The organism is Thermoanaerobacter brockii subsp. finnii Ako-1 (assembly GCF_000175295.2).
GTDB lineage: Bacteria > Bacillota > Thermoanaerobacteria > Thermoanaerobacterales > Thermoanaerobacteraceae > Thermoanaerobacter > Thermoanaerobacter pseudethanolicus.
This window is the reverse complement of record NC_014964.1, coordinates 1,482,610-1,507,897: the sequence shown is the minus strand read 5'-3', so window position 1 is coordinate 1,507,897 and position 25,288 is coordinate 1,482,610. Positions and strand designations below refer to the sequence as shown.

29 protein-coding genes, 1 tRNA gene, 1 pseudogene and 1 riboswitch are annotated in these 25,288 nt (G+C 33.7%); of the genes and pseudogenes, 27 read left to right on the top strand and 4 right to left on the bottom strand.

Annotated elements, in window-relative coordinates; all coding sequences use genetic code 11:
- Position 1: 1 nt before the first annotated feature.
- From THEBR_RS11810 to THEBR_RS07520, 6 genes and pseudogenes are all read left to right on the top strand, one after another.
- Positions 2–154: pseudogene (locus tag THEBR_RS11810) on the top strand (S49 family peptidase); the annotation flags it as partial.
- A gap of 64 nt (positions 155–218) precedes the next feature.
- Positions 219–674 carry a type VII toxin-antitoxin system MntA family adenylyltransferase antitoxin gene (mntA, locus tag THEBR_RS07540; RefSeq protein WP_009052636.1) on the top strand — a complete coding sequence of 152 codons (456 nt, stop codon included), beginning with the start codon at positions 219–221 and terminating at the stop codon, positions 672–674.
- Complete coding sequence (gene hepT / locus THEBR_RS07535) at positions 628–1,056, top strand: type VII toxin-antitoxin system HepT family RNase toxin (RefSeq protein ID WP_009052635.1); 429 nt, start codon at positions 628–630, stop codon at positions 1,054–1,056. The genes mntA and hepT overlap by 47 nt, the downstream gene beginning before the upstream one ends.
- A 205-nt stretch (positions 1,057–1,261) precedes the next feature.
- A complete protein-coding gene (locus THEBR_RS07530) occupies positions 1,262–1,630 on the top strand; it encodes a type II toxin-antitoxin system Phd/YefM family antitoxin (RefSeq protein WP_003866956.1) in 369 nt (122 codons plus the stop codon).
- Between the two features lies 1 nt (position 1,631).
- On the top strand, positions 1,632–1,820 hold the full coding sequence (locus THEBR_RS07525) for a hypothetical protein (protein ID WP_013337638.1): 189 nt from the start codon (positions 1,632–1,634) through the stop codon (positions 1,818–1,820).
- A gap of 117 nt (positions 1,821–1,937) precedes the next feature.
- Complete coding sequence (locus THEBR_RS07520) at positions 1,938–2,489, top strand: TIGR01440 family protein (RefSeq protein WP_013337639.1); 552 nt, start codon at positions 1,938–1,940, stop codon at positions 2,487–2,489.
- 19 nt (positions 2,490–2,508) lie between these two features.
- On the opposite strand, the gene THEBR_RS07515 is transcribed toward THEBR_RS07520, so the two are convergent.
- The 3 genes from THEBR_RS07515 to THEBR_RS07510 form a co-directional block, all read right to left on the bottom strand.
- Complete coding sequence (locus THEBR_RS07515) at positions 2,509–2,949, bottom strand: YcdB/YcdC domain-containing protein (RefSeq protein WP_003866954.1); 441 nt, start codon at positions 2,947–2,949, stop codon at positions 2,509–2,511.
- A 68-nt stretch (positions 2,950–3,017) separates the two neighbouring features.
- Positions 3,018–3,194, bottom strand: a complete 177-nt coding sequence (locus THEBR_RS12405) for a hypothetical protein (protein ID WP_003866953.1) — start codon at positions 3,192–3,194, stop codon at positions 3,018–3,020.
- 78 nt (positions 3,195–3,272) lie between these two features.
- The gene (locus tag THEBR_RS07510; protein WP_003866952.1) at positions 3,273–4,196 is read right to left on the bottom strand and encodes a glycosyl hydrolase family 18 protein; all 924 of its coding nucleotides are present in this window, start codon (positions 4,194–4,196) and stop codon (positions 3,273–3,275) included.
- Positions 4,197–4,302: 106 nt separating this feature from the next.
- Between THEBR_RS07510 and THEBR_RS07505 the strand changes: the two genes are divergently transcribed.
- The 10 genes from THEBR_RS07505 (at position 4,303) to typA (ending at position 15,399) form a co-directional block, all read left to right on the top strand.
- Positions 4,303–4,584: a LiaI-LiaF-like domain-containing protein gene (locus THEBR_RS07505; protein WP_003866951.1), complete on the top strand. Its 282-nt coding sequence runs from the start codon at positions 4,303–4,305 to the stop codon at positions 4,582–4,584.
- Between the two features lie 30 nt (positions 4,585–4,614).
- Positions 4,615–5,031: a PspC domain-containing protein gene (locus THEBR_RS07500; RefSeq protein WP_003866950.1), complete on the top strand. Its 417-nt coding sequence runs from the start codon at positions 4,615–4,617 to the stop codon at positions 5,029–5,031.
- A gap of 283 nt (positions 5,032–5,314) precedes the next feature.
- On the top strand, positions 5,315–7,933 hold the full coding sequence (gene polA, locus THEBR_RS07495) for a DNA polymerase I (RefSeq protein WP_012269452.1): 2,619 nt from the start codon (positions 5,315–5,317) through the stop codon (positions 7,931–7,933).
- A 10-nt stretch (positions 7,934–7,943) separates the two neighbouring features.
- Positions 7,944–8,540, top strand: coding sequence for a dephospho-CoA kinase (gene coaE / locus THEBR_RS07490; RefSeq protein ID WP_012269451.1), 597 nt, complete (start codon positions 7,944–7,946; stop codon positions 8,538–8,540).
- A 23-nt stretch (positions 8,541–8,563) separates the two neighbouring features.
- Complete coding sequence (locus THEBR_RS07485; RefSeq protein WP_003866947.1) at positions 8,564–9,124, top strand: lytic transglycosylase domain-containing protein; 561 nt, start codon at positions 8,564–8,566, stop codon at positions 9,122–9,124.
- 83 nt (positions 9,125–9,207) lie between these two features.
- Positions 9,208–10,242 (top strand): nicotinate phosphoribosyltransferase, encoded by a 1,035-nt coding sequence (locus tag THEBR_RS07480; protein WP_012269450.1) that lies wholly within the window; start codon positions 9,208–9,210, stop codon positions 10,240–10,242.
- 19 nt (positions 10,243–10,261) lie between these two features.
- Positions 10,262–11,845: a peptide ABC transporter substrate-binding protein gene (locus tag THEBR_RS07475; RefSeq protein WP_012269449.1), complete on the top strand. Its 1,584-nt coding sequence runs from the start codon at positions 10,262–10,264 to the stop codon at positions 11,843–11,845.
- A 73-nt stretch (positions 11,846–11,918) separates the two neighbouring features.
- Positions 11,919–12,003 (top strand) — tRNA-Leu (locus tag THEBR_RS07470).
- 179 nt (positions 12,004–12,182) lie between these two features.
- A riboswitch (cyclic di-AMP (ydaO/yuaA leader) is annotated at positions 12,183–12,313 on the top strand.
- Positions 12,314–12,318: 5 nt separating this feature from the next.
- On the top strand, positions 12,319–13,458 hold the full coding sequence (locus THEBR_RS07465; protein WP_013570824.1) for a C40 family peptidase: 1,140 nt from the start codon (positions 12,319–12,321) through the stop codon (positions 13,456–13,458).
- Positions 13,459–13,575: 117 nt separating this feature from the next.
- Positions 13,576–15,399: a translational GTPase TypA gene (gene typA, locus THEBR_RS07460; RefSeq protein WP_012269447.1), complete on the top strand. Its 1,824-nt coding sequence runs from the start codon at positions 13,576–13,578 to the stop codon at positions 15,397–15,399.
- A gap of 22 nt (positions 15,400–15,421) precedes the next feature.
- Here typA and THEBR_RS07455 read toward each other — a convergent pair whose 3' ends face one another.
- Complete coding sequence (locus THEBR_RS07455) at positions 15,422–15,982, bottom strand: lytic transglycosylase domain-containing protein (RefSeq protein ID WP_004401676.1); 561 nt, start codon at positions 15,980–15,982, stop codon at positions 15,422–15,424.
- 153 nt (positions 15,983–16,135) lie between these two features.
- Between THEBR_RS07455 and THEBR_RS07450 the strand changes: the two genes are divergently transcribed.
- From THEBR_RS07450 to THEBR_RS07400, 11 genes are all read left to right on the top strand, one after another.
- On the top strand, positions 16,136–16,927 hold the full coding sequence (locus THEBR_RS07450; protein ID WP_012269446.1) for an SPOR domain-containing protein: 792 nt from the start codon (positions 16,136–16,138) through the stop codon (positions 16,925–16,927).
- A gap of 14 nt (positions 16,928–16,941) precedes the next feature.
- Positions 16,942–17,295, top strand: a complete 354-nt coding sequence (locus THEBR_RS07445; protein ID WP_012269445.1) for a DRTGG domain-containing protein — start codon at positions 16,942–16,944, stop codon at positions 17,293–17,295.
- Positions 17,267–17,716, top strand: a complete 450-nt coding sequence (locus THEBR_RS07440) for an ATP-binding protein (RefSeq protein WP_013570823.1) — start codon at positions 17,267–17,269, stop codon at positions 17,714–17,716. Before THEBR_RS07445 ends, THEBR_RS07440 begins: the two co-directional genes overlap by 29 nt.
- A gap of 8 nt (positions 17,717–17,724) precedes the next feature.
- Positions 17,725–19,032: a [Fe-Fe] hydrogenase large subunit C-terminal domain-containing protein gene (locus THEBR_RS07435; RefSeq protein ID WP_012269443.1), complete on the top strand. Its 1,308-nt coding sequence runs from the start codon at positions 17,725–17,727 to the stop codon at positions 19,030–19,032.
- Between the two features lie 6 nt (positions 19,033–19,038).
- The gene (locus tag THEBR_RS07430; RefSeq protein WP_003870985.1) at positions 19,039–19,374 is read left to right on the top strand and encodes a DRTGG domain-containing protein; all 336 of its coding nucleotides are present in this window, start codon (positions 19,039–19,041) and stop codon (positions 19,372–19,374) included.
- Entirely contained in the window at positions 19,371–20,078 is a 708-nt protein-coding gene (locus THEBR_RS07425; RefSeq protein WP_012269442.1) for a PHP domain-containing protein, read from the top strand. Before THEBR_RS07430 ends, THEBR_RS07425 begins: the two co-directional genes overlap by 4 nt.
- Positions 20,079–20,246: 168 nt before the next feature.
- On the top strand, positions 20,247–20,729 hold the full coding sequence (locus THEBR_RS07420) for an NADH-quinone oxidoreductase subunit NuoE family protein (protein WP_003866934.1): 483 nt from the start codon (positions 20,247–20,249) through the stop codon (positions 20,727–20,729).
- A 13-nt stretch (positions 20,730–20,742) separates the two neighbouring features.
- Positions 20,743–21,288, top strand: coding sequence for an ATP-binding protein (locus THEBR_RS07415; protein ID WP_012269441.1), 546 nt, complete (start codon positions 20,743–20,745; stop codon positions 21,286–21,288).
- Between the two features lie 2 nt (positions 21,289–21,290).
- Positions 21,291–21,656, top strand: coding sequence for a (2Fe-2S) ferredoxin domain-containing protein (locus tag THEBR_RS07410; RefSeq protein WP_012269440.1), 366 nt, complete (start codon positions 21,291–21,293; stop codon positions 21,654–21,656).
- Between the two features lie 15 nt (positions 21,657–21,671).
- Positions 21,672–23,462, top strand: a complete 1,791-nt coding sequence (gene nuoF / locus THEBR_RS07405) for an NADH-quinone oxidoreductase subunit NuoF (RefSeq protein ID WP_012269439.1) — start codon at positions 21,672–21,674, stop codon at positions 23,460–23,462.
- 21 nt (positions 23,463–23,483) lie between these two features.
- Entirely contained in the window at positions 23,484–25,229 is a 1,746-nt protein-coding gene (locus THEBR_RS07400) for an NADH-dependent [FeFe] hydrogenase, group A6 (protein ID WP_012269438.1), read from the top strand.
- The last annotated feature ends 59 nt before the right edge of the window (positions 25,230–25,288 follow it).

Here is a 25,288-nt window from a genome sequence, read left to right as displayed (position 1 = left end):
GTCTGGAAGCATTGGCGTTATAATGCAATACACTAACTACGAAGGGTTGTATGACAAATTGGGCTTAAAAGAAATAACGATAAAAAGTGGCCCTTATAAAGACATAGGTTCACCCACAAGAGATTTAACTCCTGAAGAGAAAAAGATATTGCAGTGAGTTATAGGAGTGTATAGTACGACTAGATATTTTGTATTATTTGTTATGTGAGGGGAAGTAAATGTTTTATAAAGTAGATGGTATTTTCTATGATAAAAAAAAGCTAAAAGAGTTTGTTAATAAGTATAATATTTCACTAATATTGATATTTGGCTCCTATGCAAAGGGAAGAGTCCGTGAATCAAGCGATTTAGACATTGGAATAAAATTTGATAAAAATATAGATATGAATCTGTATAGCTCAATATTAAGAGAACTTGTAGAAATTTTCAACAGGGAAGACATTGACGTTGTAGTTTTAAACTATACAGATCCACTTTTGCGTTTTGAAATTATAAGTAGTTGTAAAGTGCTGTATCAAGCTTATTCTGGAGCATATATAGATTTTTATTTGTATTCTGTCAAAAGTTATGATGATGTAAAAAAGTTAAGAAAATTGGAAGAAAATTATTTAAAAAAGGGGATAAAAAATGAATTACAAAGATGTCATCCGCCGCAAATTGATAAGTCTTTCTAATTATGTAAAACAACTTCTGCCAATAACTGAATATACCTATGAAGAATACGTGAGTAATTACTTCATTTACTATACTGGTGAAAGACTAATACAGCTTATAATAGAGACTTGCATGGATATAAATTCTTTAATTATAGAATACGAAGGACTAAAACCTCCTAAAAGTTATTATGAATCTTTTATAATACTTGGAGATAAAAAGATTTTACCTGATAAAGTTGCAAGACAGCTTGCCTCTTTTACAGGCATGAGAAATAGAATTGTTCACCAGTATGAAGATGTAAACCACAAAATAATTTTTGACAATTATAAAAATCTTATAGAGCTGGTTAACGAGTATATTGAAGTTGTAACTGAATTCATGGAAGGGATTGATGAGTAAATTTTTCAAACCCTCCCCATGTCTTACAAAGTTTTGATATAAAGGTCCTGTAGAGAGTAATTACCCTATACAGGGCCATAATTTTTCAGATGATAAATGAAGTTAATAATTCATTAAAATTTTCATTAATTTTTAATTGAAAATTTGTTATACTACTGGTATAATTTAATTGAGCAAAGAATAAAATAGGAAGGAGGGATGTACATTGATAAAAGTGGGTGATGCAGTTATGAGCAAAAGAAAGTTTTTAAATCTTAAAGATTTGGCTTCGTATATGATTTCCGTGAGTGATTTAGGGAGAGGAAAAGCATCAAAAATTATAGAGAAGGTTGCTAAAAAAAAGGAACATTATATAGTTGTTAAAAATAACAAACCTCAAGCAGTAATTATACCTATCGAAGAATATGATGAACTTATAGAAGCACAGGAAGACCTTGAACTTTTACAGCTTGCAATCGAAAGGACAAAAAATTTAAAAGAAGGAGAAACTATACCTTTTGAGGAGATTCTTAAAGAAGATGGATTGACAAAAGAAGAATTAAAAAAGTACATCGATATGGTGGAGATTGAATAATATGTGGGACAAGTACAAGGATATAGGAATAAGAGTAGTGTATACACTCGTTAGAGATAAAAAACTCATGAATATAGTAGCGGTTTCTCCAAGAGATGATGATTATTGTTACTCAGTAGCAGAGAAGAGAAGAAGAAAATACGGGAATGATTTATTTACCAAAGGATTCGAAAAGTTAGAAAGTGAATAAAAAACATATGCCAATGGGGCATTTTAACACAAGATTTAGTGTTTTTTATTAAGGACAGTGAAAGGATTCATTTTGAATATGGTAATGGTGGTAAAGGGTAGTTCAGGAGGGATAGAAATGGATTTAAAAGAGATTTCAAAGCAGGCAGAGGAGGTCATAGAGGAGTTACTTGACATAGCAAATTTAAAGCCGGGGAGTCTTTTTGTCTTGGGTGGAAGTACAAGTGAAATATTGGGCAAGAAAGTGGGAACTGCAGGAAGTCTTGATGTGGCAAAAGCAGTAATGGACCCGATTCTGGAGGCAATATATAAAAGAGGGCTTTACCTTGCGGTACAGGGTTGTGAGCACATAAACAGGGCACTTTTGGTGGAAGAAGAGGCACAAGAGAAGTACGGGCTTGAAGTGGTAAATGTCATTCCTCATGAGCATGCTGGCGGCTCTTTACAGACTTACGCTTATGAACAATACAAAAACCCTGTGATGGTGGAGAATTTAAAAGGATTGGGGCACGCCGGGCTTGACATAGGGCTTGTACTAATTGGAATGCACTTAAGGCCCGTAGTCGTTCCTGTGAGATTAAGCCGAAATAAAATAGGGGAAGCTACAATTGTTGCTGCAAGGACAAGGCCTAAGTTAATAGGGGGAGAAAGGGCAAGGTATAAAAAGTAAGGCACGGGAAACCGTGCCTTTAAATTATGTGCGCCCGGCATGGGCGATAGTTTTCTAGGGAAGGTAACTTTACCGAAGTCCAATTGATTGAGTATCCAACTATTTCACCCGTATATGGGCTTACGTTAACATTTATTGTGTTAAAAGGGCACAAAATTCCATTTGCTACTTCTACATATCTGAAAGGATATGTCGGCATTTCAATCATTTTAGAATCTTCGGGAAGATTTGCCTCTTGATATTCTGTTTTACTGAACTTATCAGGAACTGTTTTTTTAAGGTATTCTTCGGCGATTTTTTTCATTTGCTCTTTAGTGTATAAAGATTGTTTTCCCTGCACATTATCTATATCAGGACTGCCCTTGTTAAAAGATTTAAGTTCACCTGTGACAGCGTCAACTGTAGCATATACATAGTAGTATTTGTCTTCTTTGTTTAAGGTCCAGTTAAAAGACCACACAGGATTAGATTTAGCAGGAGGATAATCATAACCAGTATATAAGTTTGCGTTAGTTAACTTGTAATCGCTTATTGAAAAAGGAAGGCTTTTTTCACTATTTCAATAGCTTTATCCTTTGATATGTATATTTCTGAGGCTTCGATTGCTTTTTGTTCTTCTGTAGCTTGTGCCAATGCCATGTTTGATGGCATCATAAGTGCAAACAGGAAAACAAGGACAATAACGAGAGATGTAAATTTTTTCATAAAAAACCTCCTTTTTTAGTATCTTTATCTAGTTAGACGTAAATAAATCAAAAAAGTTCCTGAAAAAAATAAAGAAAATTACCTTTCTTTTAAAATATTCCATATAGCAGGGTCTTCTTGACCTAATCGCCAAATTGCTATTCCTGATAGTTTGTATCTATCTACAAGAGATAATTTTGCAGAAAAACTTCTTGAATCTTCAAACCAAACTGTATGGGTTTTTCCGTCTAAAACGTAGGTATAAGTGGACTCTTGTGCTGTTTCATCATATATTACAGTTACTCCAAGATTTCGAGCTAAAGTTACAGCCTGTTCATATGTGAGGGTGCGAGGATAGTTTATTCCTTCTGTCCAGTCGTAGCCATATACTGCCATTCCCAGCCATATTTTTTCAGGTGGAATAACTGTTACGGCATAATTTAAAACATTTGTGACAAAGCCTATAGAAGCAATAGGCCCTGGCTGTGAGAAGTGTTCATCGTATGCGAGAATGTATATCTGGTCTGCATTTTGAGCGATAAAGGAATATTGAAAAGCACCTGAAAAAGGATGCTGAGGGTTATCACTTAATTCTGCTGGCACTGATATTGTAACAATTTTTCCTACCGCTTTTAAGGAAGTATAAAGGTTTTCTAAAAAAGTGTTTAAATTTGACCTGTCTTCAGGGGGAACAAACTCAAAATCTATATTTATACCGGGGTAATTGTTTGCGACTGCCATATCTCTAATACTTGCAATTAAAGTATCTCTCAAAGTGGTAGAGGATAATAAGTCGTGTATTAGTTGTGACTTTTTTGGGTCCGAATAATTGTGGATTATAGGATAAAGAGGCAAATTGTTATCAGAAGCGATTTTTTTGACTTCATTTGAAGACATGTCGGCTAAAGTTCCATCTTCTTTTACTCCATACCAAAAAGGAATAAGAGTTGTTATGTCTTTTGCATGGGCTTTTAAGTCATCAACAGCGCCGGGAGCTATATCAAAATACCATTTGTTATCCATTATTACACCTCCAAAGATATTTTTTATAAAAATTTTTTATTTTGACTTTATACTTTCATAATATGTATAATGTTTTATAGAGTGAAGTAAAGGAGGCATGGTAAAAATGAAAAGAAGGGCAGGAATTTTAGCCAGTGCACTTTCTCTTATATTTATGGGGATTTTGTTACTTTTACCGAATTTTAACGTATTTATACCTTCTTTAGTTTACAAAATGATATGGCCCATATTTTTTATTTTGCTGGGCTTAGAACTGATATTTAGCAGTAAATTATATGGAAATGAAAAGAGCGATATTAACATAGGAGTTATATTATTGGCGATTTTAATCTTAATTTTTACGAGTAAGTTTTTCTATTTATTTCCTTTGAATTTTATTGATTTATGATAAGTAGAGTATTAGATTGGAGGTCACAATATGAGTGGAAAATTGTACAGGTCTAGGGTGGAAAAAATGGTAGGAGGAGTCTGTGGAGGAATAGCGGAGTATTTGGACATTGACGTGACTTTAGTAAGAATTATTTGCCTTTTAGCGATATTTAGTGGTATTGGACTGATTCCGTATATCATTGCTTGGATATTAATACCGGAAAATCCTTATCAATTAAAAGGAAAAATTGTAGAAGAAGAGCCTAAAGCCGAAGAACACCAACAAGATAGTACGGTAGAAGCAGAAGATAAATCTAACAAAGTAAACGAAGTTTTAGGTTGGGCTTTAGTGATTTTTGGAGCATTGCTTTTGCTAGATAGATTATTACCTTGGTTGAGTTTTAAAATTATTTGGCCTGTTTTGCTGATTATAATTGGTTTAGGGATTTTATTAAAAAAAACATAGGGAGCATGTGCTCCCTAATTTCCTTTAGTTATGTCTTTGTGACAGTGAATAAAAAACTTGTGACAATTTCCTACATTTTGTTTTTGAGTTTAATCTATATAAGAATTTGACAAAAGTGTTTGTGAGGTTTTTAGAGTTTTGCGATGACCTAATTTACTATTTAATTTTAGGAGGTTGAATTTGAAAGTGTAATTTCTCAGATCAAAAAAAGAAGATGACAATTTACATCTTCTTTTTTTTGCGGTATATTAAAATACAAAGAAATAAAAATGGGAGTGATTTAATGTCTAAATTTTTAGTAATTGACGGGAGTAGCCTCATGTACAGAGCCTATTATGCATTGCCTATGCTTACTACAAGTGAAGGATTACATACAAATGCTTTGTACGGTTTTACTATGATGCTTATAAAACTTATTGAAGAGGAAAAACCTGATTACATAGCTATTGCTTTTGACAAAAAAGCTCCTACTTTTAGACACAAAGAGTATCAAGACTACAAAGCTACAAGACAAGCAATGCCAGAAGAATTGGCTGAACAGGTAGACCTTTTAAAAGAAATTATTGAGGGCTTTAATATAAAGATTTTAGAATTAGAAGGTTACGAAGCTGATGACATCATAGGTACTATTTCAAAGTTGGCAGAGGAAAAAGAAATGGAAGTGCTTGTAGTTACAGGAGATAGGGACGCGCTTCAATTAGTTTCGGATAAAGTGAAAGTGAAGATTTCTAAAAAGGGTATAACTCAGATGGAAGAGTTTGACGAAAAGGCTGTTTTAGAAAGATATGAAATAACTCCTCACCAATTTATAGATTTAAAAGGACTAATGGGGGATAAATCTGACAACATCCCTGGAATACCTAATATAGGGGAAAAAACAGCAATTAAACTATTAAAAGACTTTGGAACAATTGAGAATTTACTACAAAATCTTTCTCAGCTCAAAGGTAAGATAAAAGAAAATATAGAAAATAATAAAGAATTAGCTATAATGAGTAAAAAACTTGCTACTATAAAAAGAGACATTCCCATTGAGATAGATTTTGAGGAATATAGAGTAAAAGACTTTAATGAGGAGAAGCTTTTGGAGCTTTTTAATAAATTAGAATTCTTTAGTTTGATTGATAGCATAAAGAAAAAAAATAACGTAGAGATTGTAAATAATCATAAAGTTCAAAAATGGTCAAAAGTAGATATAAAAAAATTAATAGCTTTATTGCAAGATAGCAAAAGTATTGCTTTTTATCCACTAATTTATGAAGGGGAAATAAAGAAAATAGCTTTTTCTTTTGGAAACGATACTGTTTATATTGATGGTTTTCAAATAAAAGATTTAAAAGAGATTTTTGAAAAAGAAAAATTTGAATTTACAACCCATGAAATAAAAGATTTTTTAGTTAAGCTTTCTTATAAAGGAATAGAGTGTAAAAGCAAGTACATGGATACTGCTATAATGGCTTATCTTTTAAATCCTTCTGAGTCTAACTATGATTTAGATCGTGTGCTAAAAAAATATTTAAAGGTTGATGTTCCATCTTATGAAGAGGTATTTGGCAAAGGTAGGGATAAAAAGAAACTTGAAGAAATAGGAGAAGATATACTTGCTGATTACATTTGCAGTAGATGTGTACATCTATTTGATTTAAGAGAAAAGTTGATGAATTTTATTGAAGAAATGGATATGAAAAGACTTTTGTTGGAAATAGAAATGCCTCTTGTAGAAGTCTTAAAATCAATGGAAGTAAGTGGTTTTACATTGGATAAAGAAGTCCTAAAAGAGCTTTCACAAAAAATAAATGATAGAATAGCAGAAATACTAGATAAAATTTATAAAGAGGCAGGGTATCAATTTAATGTAAATTCTCCTAAGCAATTAAGTGAATTTTTGTTTGAAAAATTAAATTTACCAGTAATAAAGAAAACAAAAACAGGGTATTCTACAGATTCTGAAGTTTTAGAGCAATTAGTTCCTTACAATAATATTGTCAATGATATAATAGAGTATAGGCAACTTACAAAACTTAAATCTACTTATATAAATGGATTTTTGCCTCTCATGGATGAAAACAATAGAGTACATTCTAATTTTAAGCAAATGGTCACTTCTACAGGCAGAATAAGCAGTACCGAGCCAAATCTACAAAATATACCTATAAGAGAAGAATTTGGAAGGCAAATTAGAAGAGCTTTTATTCCGCGGACTAAAGATGGGTATATTGTCTCAGCTGATTATTCTCAGATTGAACTACGAGTTTTAGCACATGTTTCGGGAGATGAAAAGCTAATAGAATCTTTTATGAATAATGAAGATATACATTTAAGGACTGCTTCGGAAGTTTTTAAAGTCCCAATGGAAAAAGTTACACCAGAGATGAGAAGAGCAGCAAAAGCCGTAAACTTTGGCATAATATATGGCATCAGCGATTACGGGCTTTCTCGAGACCTTAAAATATCAAGAAAAGAGGCAAAAGAGTATATAAATAATTATTTTGAAAGATACAAAGGAGTAAAAGAATATATTGAAAAAATAGTTCGATTTGCAAAAGAAAATGGCTATGTGATTACAATAATGAACAGGAGAAGATATATTCCTGAGATAAACTCCAGAAATTTTACTCAAAGGTCACAGGCTGAAAGGTTAGCGATGAATGCTCCAATACAGGGAAGTGCTGCCGATATAATAAAAATGGCAATGGTTAGAGTGTACAACGATTTAGAAAAATTAAAGCTTAAGTCTAAGCTTATATTACAAGTTCATGACGAACTTGTAGTGGATACTTATAAAGATGAAGTAGAAATCGTAAAAAAGATACTCAAAGATAATATGGAAAATGTAGTACAATTAAAAGTTCCCCTTGTAGTGGAAATTGGAGTAGGACCCAATTGGTTTTTAGCCAAGTGAGGTGTACAAAATGCAAGTAATTGGACTGACTGGTGGCATTGCGTCTGGGAAAAGCACTGTTTCTAAGCTTTTAAAGAAGATGGGGGCTGTGGTTATTGATGCAGATATCGTGTCGAGAGAAATAATGGTAAAGGGAACAGAAGCATATAATAAAATTGTAGAATATTTTGGCAGAGAAATTTTAAAGGAGGACGGAGAAATTGACAGAAAGAAATTAGGTAATATTGTGTTTGCTGACAGAAGGAAGCTTAAAAAATTAAATGAAATTACTCATCCTATAATAATAGAACGAATAAAAGAAAAAATAGAAGAAGAAAGAAAAAAGAATCAGCAAAAGGCTATTGTATTAGACGCAGCTCTTTTAATTGAAATGAAACTTTATAAAATGGTAGATGAAGTTTGGCTAGTAGTAGTAGATTCAAAAACTCAAATAAAGAGGGTTATGGAAAGGGATAAACTTTCTTACAAAGACGCGTTAAATCGTATAAAAAGTCAAATGCCTCTGGATGAAAAAATAAGATACGCAGATTTTATAATAAACAATAGTAAGGATTTTAAAGCTATGGAAAAACAAGTTACACTATTTTGGGGAAGATTTGCAACATAAATCATGATATCGGAGGAGTTACTTTGAGAAAAAAAGTTGCGGTAATATTTTTGATACTACTAGGTCTTTTGTTTACTTACGAGTTAAATACTTATTATTTTTTAAAAAAAATTTATCCTCTTAAATACCAGAATTATGTAGTTTATTACGCAAAAGAGTATGGAGTAGATCCCTATCTTGTTTTTGCCGTAATAAAAGTAGAAAGTAATTTTAAAAGTAATGCAATTTCCAGTAAAAATGCTATAGGATTAATGCAAATTTTACCAGAGACTGGAGAGTGGATTGCTAAAAAAATAGGGATAAAAAACTACAGTAATAATATGCTTTTTGAACCTAAATACAATATTCAAATGGGGACATGGTATTTGAGTTATCTTCTTAAAAATTTCAATGGGAATATGCAGTTGGCTATAGCAGCTTATAACGGAGGTAGTGGAAATGTAGATGCATGGCTTAAAGACAAAAAATTTTCGAAGGATGGGAAGCAGCTACATGCTGTTCCTTTTCCTGAGACAAATAGATATATAAAAAAGGTGTTAGCAGTTTATCAGATGTATAAGTTCATATATGAAACTAAAAATTGATATGAAAATTAGTATATACAAAAAAAGCTGAAAAATTGGTATAATAGTATCGTTAAAAAAGAAAATAAAAAGGGAGGACACAAATGAAACAATTAAAACATTTAAAAGACCTAAATGAGGTAAAAATCGAAAAGGATAGGGAGTTTTTCTCAGCTACTCATGAAGAAATAAAAAATGCATGGACTACGGATGTGTATTTTTTAAGAACCCAGGATATTTTGTCATATCTTAGTGTACAAGATAAAATAGTCACAGCGGAGATATTTCCAAGAAAAAGAGGAGTTTTTGCAGGGTTACCAGAAGTAATGAGTTTACTTAAAGATAAAAATGTGGAAATATGGTCTTTGGAAGAAGGAGATACTTTTGAAGCTAAAGATACAGTAATGAGGATAAAAGGGCCTTATAGTGAGTTTGGAATTTATGAGACGGCAATATTAGGAATTCTTGCAAGTTCTTCTGGTTGGGCAACAGCAGCAAGGGAGCTTAAAGAAGTTGCCAAAGACAAACCAATATTATGTTTTGGCGCGAGACATGTACATCCAGCTGTGGCACCTGTGATGGAAAGGGCGGCACTCGTTGGAGGGGCAGATGATGCCAGCTGTGTTTTAGGTGCAAAATTAATGGGAAAAGACCCTAAAGGGACAGTACCTCATGCTGCTTTTTTGATTGCAGGAGATACATTAGAAGTGGTGAAAGCTTACAGAGATATAACTCCCCCTGATGAGAAGATAACCATTTTAGTTGATACTTTTAAAGACGAAGTGGAAGAGGCTTTGAGGGTTGCTGAATTTTTAGGGGATAGATTATACGGAGTAAGACTTGATACTCCATCAGAAAGAGGAGGTGTTACTCCCAGTTTGGTTTATGAACTAAGACAAAGGCTTAATCAAAAAGGATTTACAAATGTAAAAATTATAGTTTCTGGAGGTTTAGATCCTGAAAGAGTTGCAAAACTTTCTGAAAGTGGGGCAGATGCTTTTGGTGTTGGAAGTTACATATCTGATGCTCAACCTATTGACATGACAATGGATATAAAAGAAGTAGAAGGGGTACCTGTTGCTAAAAGAGGGAGAATTCCTGGTATTATAGAAAATAAAAAATTGAAAAAGATAAAATAGTTTTCGGAGATGATAGTTAATGAGAAAATTTATTATATTATCTTTCATTTTGATGTTTATTTTTACAGGATGCAAAACCACTCCACAAAATATGGTAAATTTGCCGCAAGCTTCTGAGGATAAAACTAAGATTGAAGAAGAAAAGCCACTAGAGGGTGGCACTTTAAGAGTAAATATTACTTCTTTTGATACGTTAAATCCTTTTTTAAACAGCAATGAACGAGTAAGGCAAATGTTGAATTTGTCATTGGAAGGATTAGTTACTTTAGATAAAACTTTAAAACCTGTTCCTCAATTAGCAGAAAAGTGGGATATAAATGGACTTAATATAAAATTTTATTTAAAAAAGAATGTTAAATGGCAGGATGGAGTAAGTTTTACAGCTAATGATGTAAAATTTACTTTTGATTCTTTTAAAAGTAAGGAGGTAAAAAGCCCTTATAAGGACATTCTCATTAACTATCTCTCCTCTTATAAGACAAACGGTGATTATGAATTTGAAGTTGTTTTAAATAAACCTGCTGCAAATCCAATAGCTTTATTTACTTTTCCTATTTTAGCCGAGCACCAATACAAGAGCAAGGAAGATATTTTAAATAAAGACATCGTACCTATTGGTACAGGACCATATAAGATATCTTCTTACAGTGTTAGCAGAGAGGTTATTTTTGAAAAAAATCCTTATTATAGAGGCGACAAACCCTATATAGATAATATAGTATTTAAAATTGTGCCTAATGAAAATGCCATGATAACATCTTTTCAAAGCAAAGAAGCAGATTTTACTTTTTTAAGTGACATAGACTGGGATAAATACAAAGAGCTTTCAAATGTAAATATTTATAAATACGTTATGCAAGATTATGTATTTATGGCTCCTAATTATCAAAATCCAGCGTTGAAAGATTCAAATGTCAGGAAAGCGATGTGTTATGGAATAGATACTGACAAAATTTTGAGAGATGTATATTTTGGTCATGGGTTAAAGTCATGCATTCCAGTCCGCCCTGATTCATGGCTTTATAGTAGTAAAATAGTAGCTCATAATTACGATATAAAAGAGGCAAATAAAATATTAGAGGAAAATGGTTGGAATTTAGTTAAAGGGATAAGGAACAATGGAACTTATCAACTTAAATTTGATTTGATAGTAAATGTAAATAATCCTTATTTAATTAAGACTGCTCAAATTATAAAGAATAATTTAAAAAGCATAGGAATTGAAATAAAAATTGTACCAAAAGATTGGGATAATTTACTAAGTTCTGTGTATTCGGGTAAGTTTGATTTGGTGCTAATGGAGTGGAATTTAAGTTATAATCAAGATATGTCTGCGATGTTTATGACAAAAGGCAAAGATAATTTTATGGGTTATAGTAATTCTAAAGTTGATGAAATATATAGTAGAATTTTTTATGATTTAGAAGAAAATTCTTTAAAAGCAGATTATCAAGTTTTGGAACAAGTTTTTTTAGAGGAACAACCTATAATTGGCCTTTTCTATATTGAAGGAGCAGTTATGGCATATGACAATGTAAAAGGTGTGGACCCTACTGGATTTAATGTTTTCGACAATATAGAAAAATGGTATATAAAAAAGTAGTATTAAAAAATAGGTATTGACACTGACCTAAAAAGATTATATAATTCATAGTGTGACGAAATTAAAAAAGCGTGCGGTGGTGGCGGAACTGGCAGACGCGTACGTTTGAGGGGCGTATGGGGTTTCCCGTGTGGGTTCAAGTCCCACCCTCCGCACCATAAATAAATCCGCACCATAAATAAAAGAGAAAAGAGGCGTTAAGCCTTTTATTTTTTTGTCACACAAATTATTAATTTTTTATAAAATATATTAAAAAAAGATTAAAAAGTTTAAGAAAATGTAATGTAAACATTGACTTTGACTGTAGGATATGATAAGATAAGACAAAAGGACAAAATATGCAATCTTGCCGAATCCGAAAGGTACGGAGGAACCGCTTTTTGGGGTTAATCTGCAGTGAAGCTGCAGTAGGGATACCTTCTGTCCCGCACCCGACAGCTAACTCCGGAGGCAATAAAGGAAGGAGATTTGCAGTGGATCAGCGAATAGGAAAGATGATTTTTGGAATTTCTGTGTTTGGCGCGACGCTGATTGGTAGTTCTTTTTTGAACCCAGCGTTTGCAGAAGGATTGGGAGTTGGAAAGATTACGGGAAATTATGTAAATGTACGAACGCAGGGCAGTTTATCAGGAAGCATTATTACACGGCTAAATTTAAATGATACTGTGACTGTGTTAGATCAGCAAAATGGATGGTACAAGATTAAGCTTTCAGATGGAAAAGAAGGTTGGGTTTTTGGAGAGTATTTAGCATTAGTTAATGGCCAAAATGCACCGGTAACAGGAGTTGGTACTGTGACCGGTAGTAGAGTGAACGTAAGAAGTGCAGCCAGTTTATCTGCAAGCATAATAACACAACTTGCAAAAAATACTGTAGTAGATGTTTTAGGAAAGCAAAATGATTGGTACAAAGTAAGACTTTCTAACAACAAAGAAGGATGGATTTACAGTCAATATTTAGCAGTAAAAAGTGTAGATACTACTGTATCAAGAGGAAGTGTTAATAGAACACCAATAGCTGTTGGCATAGTAACAGGTAGTGTAGTAAATGTGAGAAGTGCAGGTAATATATCTGCCAATGTGATAGCACAAGTTACAAAAAATACAAAAGTGGATGTATTAGGAAATCAAAATGGATGGTACAATATAAGGCTTTCAGATGGAAGAGAAGGTTGGATATATGGCCAATATTTATCAGTAGGAACACAAACGATTGTATCAAGAGGAGACGTAGATAGAAGTGTGGTAAACAAGCTTATAGAATTTGCTAAATCTCTTTTGGGAACCAAGTATGTGTATGGAGGTTCATCTCCTGCAGGGTTTGATTGTTCCGGTTTTGTTCAATATGTTTTTAAGAATTTTGATATTAATTTACCAAGAACGGCGAAGGACCAATCTACTGTAGAAGAATATGTAAGTTATAGCAACCTTCAACCAGGAGATTTGGTATTTTTTAAAACTTTGGGAAGTAGTGTGATAAATCACTCAGGAATATATATAGGCAATGGTGAGTTTATACACAGCTCTTCAGGGGCTGGAAAAGTGATAATAAGTAATATAACTTCGGGATATTATAAAGACCATTATACTACAGCACGACGCGTTATAAGATAAGCATAAAAAAAGAGTACTCCAAGGAGTGCTCTTTTTTATATTGACTATTTTTATTCCTTGATATATCATATAATACTGTATACGCGATATAGCCTATTTTATGGAAGGAGATACCTTATGAAATATGTAAGAGAAGATGTAAGAAATATAGCCATTATTGCTCATGTTGATCATGGAAAAACTACTTTGGTTGATGCTATGCTTAAACAAAGCGGTATTTTTAGGGCAAATGAAAAAGTTGAGGAAAGGATTTTGGATTTTAACGATTTAGAAAGAGAAAGAGGCATAACAATTCTTGCCAAAAATACTGCTGTTAGATATAAAGATGTGAAAATAAATATAGTGGATACCCCAGGACATGCAGATTTTAGCGGTGAAGTAGAGCGAGTATTAAAAATGGTAGATGGGGTACTTTTGTTGGTAGATTCTTTTGAAGGACCTATGCCACAGACCCGTTTTGTATTAAGTAAAGCATTGGAACTGGATCTAAAACCTATAGTTGTCATAAATAAAATTGATAGGCCTGATGCAAGGCCTCAGGAGGTTATTGACGAAGTCTTAGATCTATTTATTGAATTAGGAGCAAATGATGACCAAGTTGATTTCCCTGTTGTCTACACCTCTGCAAAAGAAGGTATAGCAAAATTAAGTTTAGAAGAAGAGTCTCATGACTTGAGACCTCTTTTTGATACGATTTTAGACTATATTCCTGCACCAATAGGAGATATTGAAGCACCATTACAACTTATAGTGACTACTTTAGATTATGATGATTACATTGGGAGAATTGCCATTGGAAAAGTAGTTAGAGGAAAAATAATTTCAGGGGAAGAAGCGGCTATATGTAAAAGAGATGGGTCAATACAAAAAGTTCACATAAATAATCTATATCAGTTTGAAGGACTAAAAAGAGTGCAAGTAGAAGAAGCAAGCTTGGGAGATATTGTGGCGGTTTCTGGCATAAGCGATATTGAGATTGGAGAGACCATTGCAGATAGAGATAACCCCGAGGCGGTAGACTTTGTTCGCATAGAAGAGCCAACAGTTTCTATGACTTTTAGTGTAAATACCAGTCCTTTTGCTGGAACTGAGGGTAAATACGTTACTTCAAGACATTTAAGAGAAAGGCTTTTTAAAGAGCTAGAGACAAACGTCGCATTGCGAGTTGAAGAAACAGATTCTACTGATTCTTTTAAGGTGTCTGGAAGAGGAGAGCTGCATCTTTCTATTTTAATTGAGACTATGAGACGGGAAGGGTATGAATTACAGGTTTCTAAGCCTACAGTGATTTTTAAAGAAATAAATGGAGTAAAAATGGAACCTATTGAACTTTTGACAATAGATATTCCTGAAGAATATATGGGAGTTGTGATGGAAAAATTAGGACCGAGAAAAGCTGAATTGATGGATATGCACACATTAAAGCCAGGAACTATAAGGCTTAAGTTTAAAATACCTACACGAGGCTTAATAGGGTATCGGTCTGAATTTTTAACAGATACAAAAGGAAATGGCATAATGACCTCTGTCTTTTATGATTATGCACCTTACAAAGGAGACATTCCTTCTCGTACGAGAGGCGCTCTTGTAGCTTTTGAGACGGGGGTTGCGACAACTTATGGCCTTTACAATGCTCAAGAGAGAGGGACACTTTTTATAGAGCCAGGTACAAAAGTGTATGAAGGGATGGTTGTGGGAGTTAATTCAAGAAGTGGAGATATTGATGTCAATGTATGTAAGAAAAAACATGTGACAAATTTAAGGTCTGCAACGGCGGATGAGGCTTTGAGGCTATCTCCTGTAAAAAAGATGTCCTTAGAAGAAGCATTAGAGTTTATAGATAATGATGAATTAGTGGAAGTTACTCCTCAAAGCATTAGAATACGAAAAAAGATTTTGGATTCTCAACAAAGATATAAAAGTGCAAAATACAACAAATAGGGGAGCCTTTTTGGCTCCTTTATTATTTATTATATAAGTCATTTAAAATTTTGTTTATATAATTTATAGTTTCTTGGTAAGGGGGAATACCTTGATATTTTTCTACTGATTGAGGACCAGCATTATATGCAGCTAATGCTAATCTTATGTCATGGTAAGTGTCTAACAAATTTTTTAGGTATCTTACTCCTCCATCTATATTTTGAGAAGGGTCAAAAGGATTGGATACATTTAATTCCTTTGCAGTTGAAGGCATAAGCTGCATAAGTCCCATCGCTCCTGCAGAAGAAACTGCGAATGGATTAAAATTAGACTCTGCTTTGATGACCGCTCTGATGAGATTTGCATCTACATTATATTTTTGACTGGCCCGTTGTATTAAATCTTCAATTTGTTGTAAATTTGTATTTTTTGATGGCGCATTATTACTCACATTTCCTGAATTGTATTGTTGATTTTCTATAGCATTGTTTAAAACTTCAGCAAAAGGTTTATCAGTGTTAAATATTTTTATATTAGCAGGGAGTCTGCTTTGAATTTCGCGAAATTTATTTTCAATTATTTGATTTACAATATTTGTCAATTCAATCCCTCCTATAATATATAATTCGACAAAATTCTTCTAAAACCTCTTTTAAAAGTGCAAATTAGTAAAAAAGTCCTATTAAAATTTTTAAAGGATTTTTTAAGGAAGTATAGTATAATATAAGTGTAAAGATTTATCGTATAAAGATTTATGGTAAGGGTTGATAAAGAAATGAAAAACGAAAGAATGCTGGAAGTTTTAATTGTTGTATTAATAATTCCTCTAGTTTCTCTTTTAGCAGGTTATTTTATTTCAAAAGATATTGTAGAACCTAACATTTCAAAAACAAATGACAGTGATAATTTTGAAGAGATGGTTGTTAAAGGAATTGACTTGTTTGAAGTTGTTTTAGGTAGCTATTCAGATTTTGAGACTGCAAAGTATCAGGATGATTTAATGAAGATGAAGGGAGTTTATTCTTTTGTTAGTAAAGATTCTGACAAATATTTGTTAATAGGTGGAATATTTTTAGATAGAGAACAAGCTGCTTTATTTTCTTCTTCCTTAAAGTCTCAAGGTATTTCCAGTGAAGTATATGTAAAAAAAGGGCCTTCTATAAAAATTGCATATGACAAGAAATTAACATCAGAAATGGATGTTTTTACAAGCAAATTACAAGATTTTCAACAAATTTTTGATTATATGTCGGCTCTTTCTTATAAAGCTTCTAATGACAAATTAGAAAAACAAGAATTAGAAGAATTAAAGAGAAAAGTGGATAGTTTTAAAAATAGTAAGGAGGATTTTGAAAAAAAAGAAGTGACAATACTAATACAAAAGACGATAGAGATTGTCGATAAAATAACAAATGATATTAAAAAAATTGAAATATCGGCTGCTTTAGAAGATGGAAATACCTTTAGTTTATTGCAAGAAAGTTTATGGCAATCTTGTGAAGAATATAATACTTTTTTAAAAACAATTGTTATGCAAAACCAATAATGGGGTGTTAAGGTATGAAATTAAAAGAGGTAAAAGAAATTTTAAATGCAGAAGTTATGGTGGGAGAAGAAAAATTAGAAGAAGAAGTATTTACTGCTTGTGGTGCAGACTTGATGAGTGATGTTTTGGCATCTCGTGACGAAAAGGCTGTGCTTTTGACAGGGCTTACTAATGTCCAAGTTATAAGGACTGCAGAAGTAGTGGGAGATATTAAATGTATAGTGTTTGTAAGAGGTAAGACTCCGGGAGAGGAAATATTGGAACTTGCTAAAAAAGCAGGACTTGTGATAATGAAGACAAAATATCCTCTTTATATTGCCTGTGGCCTTTTGTATTCTAATGGGCTTACTTGTAGAAGTGGTGAATGAAATGGTACTTTATAGTTTAGATTTTGATGTTAAAGCGAGAGATTTTGATTCTGCAGGAGAGGTTTCCAGCAATTTAAGAGCTGTGTTAAAACAGCTTTCCTTAAATCCAAATGTTGTAAGGAGAAGTTGCATAGCTTGTTATGAAGCAGAGATGAATATAATAATTCATTCTTATGGAGGTCACATGAAAATAGAAATTTTTGGCGATAAAATACGCATAACTGCAGAAGACACAGGTCCTGGAATAGAAGACATTGAACTTGCCATGAAAGAAGGATATTCTACTGCTCCTGAAGAGATAAGGGAAATGGGATTTGGAGCCGGCATGGGACTTCCTAATATGAAGGAAAATTCTGATTTTATGGATATAAAAAGCAGTAAAAATGGGACAACTGTGGTAATGGAAATTTTATTTAAGTAGGTGATAAAATGTCATATTTTCACTCTGTTACATTAGATAAGGATAGATGTAGAGGGTGTACTAATTGCATAAAAAGATGTCCTACGGAGGCAATAAGGGTAAGAGATGGGAAAGCAAGGATTATAAATGAAAGGTGCATAGATTGTGGTGAATGTATACGTGTGTGCCCATATCATGCTAAATTGGCGGTAACTGATAGTTTGGATACGATGAAAAATTTTAAGTACAAGATTGCACTTCCTGCTCCTTCTTTATATGGACAATTTAGGGATTTAACTATTAATCAAATATTGAGTGCATTGCTGGATATAGGCTTTGATGAAGTTTTTGAAGTGGCATATGCTGCTGAAATTGTTTCTAAATTTACGCGGGAAGCATTGGCAAAAGGAAATTTAAAAAAGCCAGTTATATCTTCTGCTTGCCCCGCTGTTGTGCGATTCGTACAAATCAAATTTCCCTCTTTGATTGATAATTTATTGGATATATGTTCTCCTATGGATACTGCGGCAATATTAGCAAAAAAGGAAGCAATTAAAAAGACGGGACTGAAGCAAGAGGAAATAGGAGTTTTTTTCATTTCCCCCTGTGCTGCAAAAGTGACAAGTGTGAAAAATCCTATTGGTATAGAAAAATCCAAAATTGATGGGGTTTTTTCTATGAAAGAAATATATGGCCTAATCATTGAAAAAGCTAAGACTACTGTTGTCAGAGATTTAAGCAAAGCTTCTATGATAGGTGTTGGATGGGCAAACTCTGGTGGAGAAGCATTTGGTACCTTTACAGAAAATAGTATTTATGTAGACGGGATACACAATGTTGTAGATGTTCTAGAAGAGATTGAATTAGGAAAATTGAACGATTTAGACTTTTTTGAAGGGCTTGCATGTATCGGTGGGTGTATTGGTGGACCTTTGACTGTTGAAAATAATTTTGTGGCCAAAAACAGAATAAGAAAACTGACGGAAAAACTTCTCAAAAGAGAAGAGCCTATGTTTGATGAGAAAGATATTGATTTTGAAGAGGTGAAATGGAAAAAGAAAATAGAAAAAAGTGAAGTTATGAAGTTGGACAAAGACATTTCTAAGGCGCTCGAAATGATGAAACAAATAGACACACAATACAAAGCCTTACCAGGACTTGACTGTGGTTCTTGTGGTTCACCTACTTGTAGGGCATTGGCAGAAGATATAGTGAAAGGTTATGCTACGGAATATGATTGCATTTTTATATTAAAAGACAAAATAAAAAATTTGTCTCAAGAATTAAATGAACTTGCAGGTAAAATTCCTCCAGTTTTAAGTGAGGGAAAGGAGTGAAATGTTATGAGGATAAAAGTAGCTGATCTTGTCAATAGAGGATTTAAATTAGTTGCAGGGGGCAACGGAATTGACAAAGAAATTGAGGGGGTGTATATATGCGACCTTTTAAGTTGGGTTATGGCCCATGCAAAAGCAAAGAGCGCCTGGATAACAATTCAAACTCATGTAAATATCGTAGCAGTAGCTTTGTTGGCCGAAATAAGTTGTATAATAATTCCTGAAGATGCGAAATTAGATGAAGAAGCTAAGAAAAAGGCTGATGAAGAAGGCATCCCTATATTAAGTTTTACAGGGACTTCTTATGAAGCGGCAATAACTTTGTACGAGATGATGAAATGATGCTTTATTATGATTTGCACATTCATACGGCTTTATCCCCTTGCGCTTCTGATGATATGACTCCTAACAATATTGTCAATATGGCTTCTATAAAAGGACTTGATGTAATAGCTATAACAGACCACAACAGCGCAAAAAATGTGAAAGCTGTGTATAATCTTGGATTAAAAAAAGGCTTGATAGTAGTGCCTGGTATAGAGGTACAGACAAGAGAAGAGGTTCACATACTTTGTTATTTTTATTCAGTAGATGAATGCGCAAAATTTAGCGAAATTATTAACGAAAATTTGATAAAAATTAAAAATGAAAAAACAATCTTTGGGAATCAATTTGTGATGGATGAAGAAGATAATGTTATAGAAGAGATAGATTACTCATTGTTAATTTCATCAAATTTGAGCATTAATGAAATTTTTGAATACATGGAGGGCAAGGGGGTAGCGGTCACAGCCCATGTGGATCGGCCTGCCTATAGTATTGTATCAAATCTTGGATTTATCCCTAATATTAAAAATTTAACAACAATTGAGATATCAAAAGGTATTGTGACAGAAAATTTTTTACACTCATATCCTGAATATAGAAAATATAAAATTATAAGGTCGTCAGATGCCCATTATTTAGGAGATATTTCTGAAAGAGAGGAATTCTTACTGTGTAAGTCAGAATTAAAAAGTGTTGTAGACTGGCTTTGCGGTTATTGAGTTTTTGTAATTCTACTAAATTAGTTGGGATTATCAGAAAATAAAAATTTTTTTATAAAAGCTTGTTAAAAATTTAATAAATATATGATATAATATTGACGAACATTGAATACAAAGTTTACTTAGAGCTTGGAACATGAAATTTTTAATTCATAAGGAGGGAAATAAATGGAGACCTTATGCCGAAAATTCGGTGAAGAGAAAGTAGAGAGGTTTAAAAAGGCTTTGGAGGAATTAAAAAATATCCCTGGCTCTTTGATTGCAATTATGAATGAGGCTCAAGAAATTTTTGGATATCTTCCTATTGAAGTTCAACTTTATATTTCAAAAGAAATGAATGTGCCTTTGACAGAAATATTTGGAATAGCTACTTTTTATTCAAGGTTTACTTTAAAGCCTTCGGGTAAATACAAGATCAATTTGTGTATGGGAACAGCTTGTTATGTAAGAGGAGCTGCAATGGTGCTGGAAAAAATAAAAGAGAAATTGGGAATTCAAGTAGGTGAAACAACTCCAGATGGGAAATTTTCTTTAGAACCTACTAGATGCCTTGGAGCTTGCGGATTGGCTCCTGTTATGATGATAAATGGTGAAGTTTTTGGAAGATTAACTCCTGATGATGTTGATGAAATATTGAGTAAATTTGAGTAAGAGTTTGATTGTTATGAAAGAATTAGCTCTTTATATATTAGATTTGTCACAAAATAGCATAAGAGCGGGAGCAAAAAATATTTATATTGAAATAAATATAGATACTTCAAAAGATATGCTTAAAGTCTCTATAGAAGATGATGGATGTGGAATGAGTAAGGAATTATTAAAAAAAGTCACAGACCCTTTTATAACCACAAGAAAGGAGAGAAAAGTAGGGCTTGGAATTCCGCTCTTTAAGGAGCTTGCCCAGCTGTGTGAAGGAAACTTTGAGATTTTTTCTGTAGAAGGAAAAGGAACAAAAATAATAGGTACTTTTAAGCTTTCAAGTATAGACCTTGTTCCAATAGGAGATATGGCTTCAACAATTGTGTCGCTGATATTATCTGCGCCGGACTTGGATATTGTATACAAATACAGCAAAGATAACTACGAATTCTTATTTGACACTAAAGAACTCAAAAAAATACTAAAGGAAGTCAATATAAATGATATCAAGGTGTTAAGCTGGATAAAGGAATATGTAAAAGAGAATATGAAAGGTGATACGGAGGTGTAATAATGAAATCTATAGAGGAATTAGAAAAAATTAGGAAAGAGACATTGGGAAAAATCAATTTAAGAAAAGACAGGTCAGGTATAAGAATTGCTGTTGGAATGGCTACTTGTGGTATTGCAGCAGGAGCAAGGCCTGTCATGATGGCGATATTAGATGAACTCAGTAAGAGGAATGTGACTGATGTAATTGTCACAGAGACTGGTTGTATAGGTATGTGTAAATTAGAACCTATTGTAGATGTTTATGTTCCAGGACAAGAAAAAGTCACTTACGTAAAGGTTGATGAGAAAAAGGCAAGGCAAATAGTTGTTGAACATGTTATAAATGGCCATCCAATCAGAGAATGGACTATTGAAAATTACGAATAGAGGAGGGAAAATAGCATGCTTTATAGGTCACACGTAATGGTATGCGGTGGTACCGGATGTACATCTTCAGATTCTGATAAAGTAGCAGAGCGTTTTACGGAGGAAATAAAAAAAGCTGGTTTAGATAAGGAAGTATTAGTTGTTAGGACAGGGTGTTTTGGCCTTTGCGAATTAGGACCAGTTGTTGTAGTGTATCCTGAAGGAGTTTTTTATAGCAGAGTTAAACCTGACTATGTTCCTGAAATTGTAGAAGAGCACTTGCTAAAAGGAAGACCTGTTAAGAAATATCTCTATGGGGAAAGCGTGACAGAAAGAGAAATAAAGCCATTGGAAGAAACTCCTTTCTTTAGGAAACAAAAGAGGATTGCCCTTAGAAACTGCGGTATTATCAATCCTGAAGATATAAGAGAAGCAATTGCTTTTGACGGATATAAGGCGTTAGCAAAGGTTCTTACTCAAATGACTCCTAAAGAGGTTATTGACGAGGTAAAGAAATCCGGGCTAAGGGGTAGAGGTGGTGGAGGATTCCCAACAGGTGTAAAATGGGAATTTGCTTACAACCAGAAAGAAACTCCTAAATATGTAGTCTGCAACGCCGATGAAGGTGACCCTGGTGCTTTTATGGATAGAAGCATATTGGAAGGAGACCCTCACAGTGTTTTAGAGGCAATGGCAATAGCAGGATACGCAATTGGAGCAAACCATGGATATATTTATGTAAGGGCAGAATATCCTTTGGCAGTAAAAAGGCTTAAAATTGCTATTGAACAGGCAAGAGAATATGGTCTTTTAGGGAAAGACATATTTGGGACAGGTTTTGATTTTGACATTGAGATAAGATTAGGAGCAGGTGCTTTTGTCTGTGGAGAAGAGACTGCACTTTTAAATTCAGTAATGGGAAGAAGAGGAGAACCAAGACCAAGACCTCCATTTCCTGCTGTAAAAGGTGTATGGGATAAACCAACAATTATAAATAATGTAGAGACATTTGCTAATATTCCACCAATTATTTTAAATGGTGCTGAGTGGTTTTCAAGCATAGGTACAGAAAAATCAAAAGGGACAAAAGTTTTTGCCTTAACTGGTAAAGTAAACAACACAGGTCTTATTGAAGTTCCAATGGGAACTACTTTAAGAGAAATTATCTACGAAATAGGTGGAGGAATACCTAACGGAAAGAAATTTAAAGCTGCTCAAACTGGAGGACCTTCAGGTGGCTGCATTCCTGCAGAGCATTTAGATACACCAATAGATTACGATTCCTTAATAAATGTAGGTTCTATGATGGGTTCAGGTGGACTTGTTGTAATGGATGAAGACACTTGTATGGTCAATGTTGCAAAATTCTTCCTTGAGTTTACAGTTGATGAGTCCTGCGGTAAATGTGCGCCTTGTAGGATTGGCACAAAAAGAATGCTGGAGCTTTTAGAAAAGATAACTTCTGGTAAAGGTGAAGAAGGAGACATTGAAAAGTTGGAGGAACTTGCGAAAACCATTAAAGCGACAGCTTTGTGCGGCCTTGGACAAACAGCCCCAAATCCGGTTTTATCTACAATTAGATATTTCAGAGATGAATATGAGGCGCATATAAAAGAGAAAAAATGCCCAGCTGGCGTATGCCAAGCCCTCTTAAGATTTTATATTGACCCCGATAAGTGTAAGGGCTGTGGAATTTGTGCTAAAAATTGTCCTGTCAATGCTATTTCTGGAAAACCAAGGCAGCCTTATGTGATTGACCAAGACAAATGTATAAAGTGCGGCACATGCATTGAAAAATGTCCATTTGGCGCAATCTACAAAAAATAATTGAAGGAAGGAGTGTAAAAGATGGACAAAGTTCGTGTTACGATAGATGGCATCACTGTGGAAGTTCCCTCCCATTATACCGTATTGGAAGCAGCAAAAGAAGCAGGAATAGATATCCCCACACTGTGTTACCTCAAGGAAATCAACCAAATTGGCGCTTGCCGTATATGTGTAGTTGAAATAGAGGGAGTTAGAAATTTACAAACCTCCTGCACTTATCCGGTATTTGATGGCATGAAAGTGTATACAAATACAGCTAAAATAAGAGAAGCGCGGAAATTAAATCTTGAGCTTATACTTTCAAATCATGATAGAAGTTGTTTGACTTGTATTAGAAATACTAACTGTGAGCTTCAATCATTGTCTAAAAAATTAGGAGTAAATGAAATAAGGTTTGAAGGGGAAAATATAAAGTATTCTATAGATAATGCTTCTCCTGCTATAGTTCGAGATCCAAATAAGTGTGTACTTTGTAGAAGATGTGTAGCAGTATGTTCAGAAGTGCAAAACGTATTTGCCATTGGAATGGTAAATAGAGGATTTAAAACAATGGTAGCACCTTCTTTTGGGAGAAGTTTAAAAGATTCCCCTTGTATAAGTTGTGGACAGTGTATTGAGGTATGTCCTGTTGGAGCTATATATGAAAAAGACCATACAAAAAGAGTTTATGAAGCTTTAGCTGATGAGAAAAAATATGTAGTAGCTCAAACAGCTCCAGCAGTAAGAGTAGCATTAGGTGAAGAGTTTGGTATGCCTATAGGAAGTATCGTTACTGGAAAAATGGTAGCAGCTTTGAAGAGGATGGGTTTTGACGCGGTATTTGATACGGATTTTGCGGCGGACTTGACTATAATGGAAGAAGGTTCGGAACTTCTTGAAAGGCTTAAAAATGGCGGAAAACTTCCTATGATAACTTCCTGTAGCCCTGGTTGGATAGCTTTCTGTGAAAAATATTATCCAGAATTTATAGATAATCTTTCAACTTGTAAGTCTCCTCACATGATGATGGGGGCATTAGTAAAGAGTTATTATGCAGAAAAGAAAGGGCTTAATCCTGAGGATATATATATAGTATCTATTATGCCATGTACTGCTAAAAAACTAGAGATTGAAAGGCCAGAAATGCAGCATAATGGAATAAAAGATGTAGATGCTGTCCTTACCACAAGAGAATTGGCGAGAATGATAAAAGAAATGGGCATTGACTTTGTAAATCTTCCTGATGAAGAATATGACGAACCTCTTGGAATGTCCACGGGTGCGGCAGTAATATTTGGAGCTACAGGTGGAGTTATGGAGGCAGCTTTAAGGACAGTTGCGGATATTGTAGAAGGGAAAGATTTAGACAAATTTGATTATGAAGAAGTGAGAGGGTTAGAAGGTGTTAGAGAGGCTACTATAAGAATAGATGGTAAGGACATAAAAGTTGCCATAGCAAATGGAACAGGAAATGCGAAAAAACTTCTTGACAAAGTAAAAGCTGGCGAGGTAGAGTATCACTTCATAGAGGTAATGGGCTGCCCAGGAGGATGTATAATGGGAGGCGGTCAGCCGATTCACAATCCAAATGAAATGGAAAAAGTAAAAGAATTAAGAGCGAAGGCTATTTACGAAGCAGATAAAAATTTGCCTATCAGAAAATCTCACAAAAATCCTGCAATACAAAAACTTTATGAAGAATTTTTGGGCAGTCCTTTAAGCGAAAAGTCTCATCACTTGCTCCACACTCATTATTCCAAGAAGGAATTGTATCCTTTGGTAAAATAAATTTAATTAATAGTAAAGCTTCCAATACTTTATTGGGAGCTTTACCATTTTTTTATTTT

Bases quoted from the DNA above. Each gene is read 5' to 3' on its own strand.
- mntA (WP_009052636.1), top strand. From the start codon at position 219: ATGTTTTATAAAGTAGATGGTATTTTCTATGATAAAAAAAAGCTAAAA.
- hepT (WP_009052635.1), top strand. From the start codon at position 628: ATGAATTACAAAGATGTCATCCGCCGCAAATTGATAAGTCTTTCTAAT.
- THEBR_RS07525 (WP_013337638.1), top strand. From the start codon at position 1,632: ATGTGGGACAAGTACAAGGATATAGGAATAAGAGTAGTGTATACACTC.
- THEBR_RS07520 (WP_013337639.1), top strand. From the start codon at position 1,938: ATGGATTTAAAAGAGATTTCAAAGCAGGCAGAGGAGGTCATAGAGGAG.
- THEBR_RS12405 (WP_003866953.1), bottom strand. From the start codon at position 3,194: ATGAAAAAATTTACATCTCTCGTTATTGTCCTTGTTTTCCTGTTTGCA.
- THEBR_RS07510 (WP_003866952.1), bottom strand. From the start codon at position 4,196: ATGGATAACAAATGGTATTTTGATATAGCTCCCGGCGCTGTTGATGAC.
- THEBR_RS07505 (WP_003866951.1), top strand. From the start codon at position 4,303: ATGAAAAGAAGGGCAGGAATTTTAGCCAGTGCACTTTCTCTTATATTT.
- THEBR_RS07500 (WP_003866950.1), top strand. From the start codon at position 4,615: ATGAGTGGAAAATTGTACAGGTCTAGGGTGGAAAAAATGGTAGGAGGA.
- polA (WP_012269452.1), top strand. From the start codon at position 5,315: ATGTCTAAATTTTTAGTAATTGACGGGAGTAGCCTCATGTACAGAGCC.
- coaE (WP_012269451.1), top strand. From the start codon at position 7,944: ATGCAAGTAATTGGACTGACTGGTGGCATTGCGTCTGGGAAAAGCACT.
- THEBR_RS07480 (WP_012269450.1), top strand. From the start codon at position 9,208: ATGAAACAATTAAAACATTTAAAAGACCTAAATGAGGTAAAAATCGAA.
- THEBR_RS07475 (WP_012269449.1), top strand. From the start codon at position 10,262: ATGAGAAAATTTATTATATTATCTTTCATTTTGATGTTTATTTTTACA.
- typA (WP_012269447.1), top strand. From the start codon at position 13,576: ATGAAATATGTAAGAGAAGATGTAAGAAATATAGCCATTATTGCTCAT.
- THEBR_RS07450 (WP_012269446.1), top strand. From the start codon at position 16,136: ATGGTAAGGGTTGATAAAGAAATGAAAAACGAAAGAATGCTGGAAGTT.
- THEBR_RS07445 (WP_012269445.1), top strand. From the start codon at position 16,942: ATGAAATTAAAAGAGGTAAAAGAAATTTTAAATGCAGAAGTTATGGTG.
- THEBR_RS07440 (WP_013570823.1), top strand. From the start codon at position 17,267: ATGGGCTTACTTGTAGAAGTGGTGAATGAAATGGTACTTTATAGTTTA.
- THEBR_RS07435 (WP_012269443.1), top strand. From the start codon at position 17,725: ATGTCATATTTTCACTCTGTTACATTAGATAAGGATAGATGTAGAGGG.
- THEBR_RS07430 (WP_003870985.1), top strand. From the start codon at position 19,039: ATGAGGATAAAAGTAGCTGATCTTGTCAATAGAGGATTTAAATTAGTT.
- THEBR_RS07425 (WP_012269442.1), top strand. From the start codon at position 19,371: ATGATGCTTTATTATGATTTGCACATTCATACGGCTTTATCCCCTTGC.
- THEBR_RS07420 (WP_003866934.1), top strand. From the start codon at position 20,247: ATGGAGACCTTATGCCGAAAATTCGGTGAAGAGAAAGTAGAGAGGTTT.
- THEBR_RS07415 (WP_012269441.1), top strand. From the start codon at position 20,743: ATGAAAGAATTAGCTCTTTATATATTAGATTTGTCACAAAATAGCATA.
- THEBR_RS07410 (WP_012269440.1), top strand. From the start codon at position 21,291: ATGAAATCTATAGAGGAATTAGAAAAAATTAGGAAAGAGACATTGGGA.
- nuoF (WP_012269439.1), top strand. From the start codon at position 21,672: ATGCTTTATAGGTCACACGTAATGGTATGCGGTGGTACCGGATGTACA.
- THEBR_RS07400 (WP_012269438.1), top strand. From the start codon at position 23,484: ATGGACAAAGTTCGTGTTACGATAGATGGCATCACTGTGGAAGTTCCC.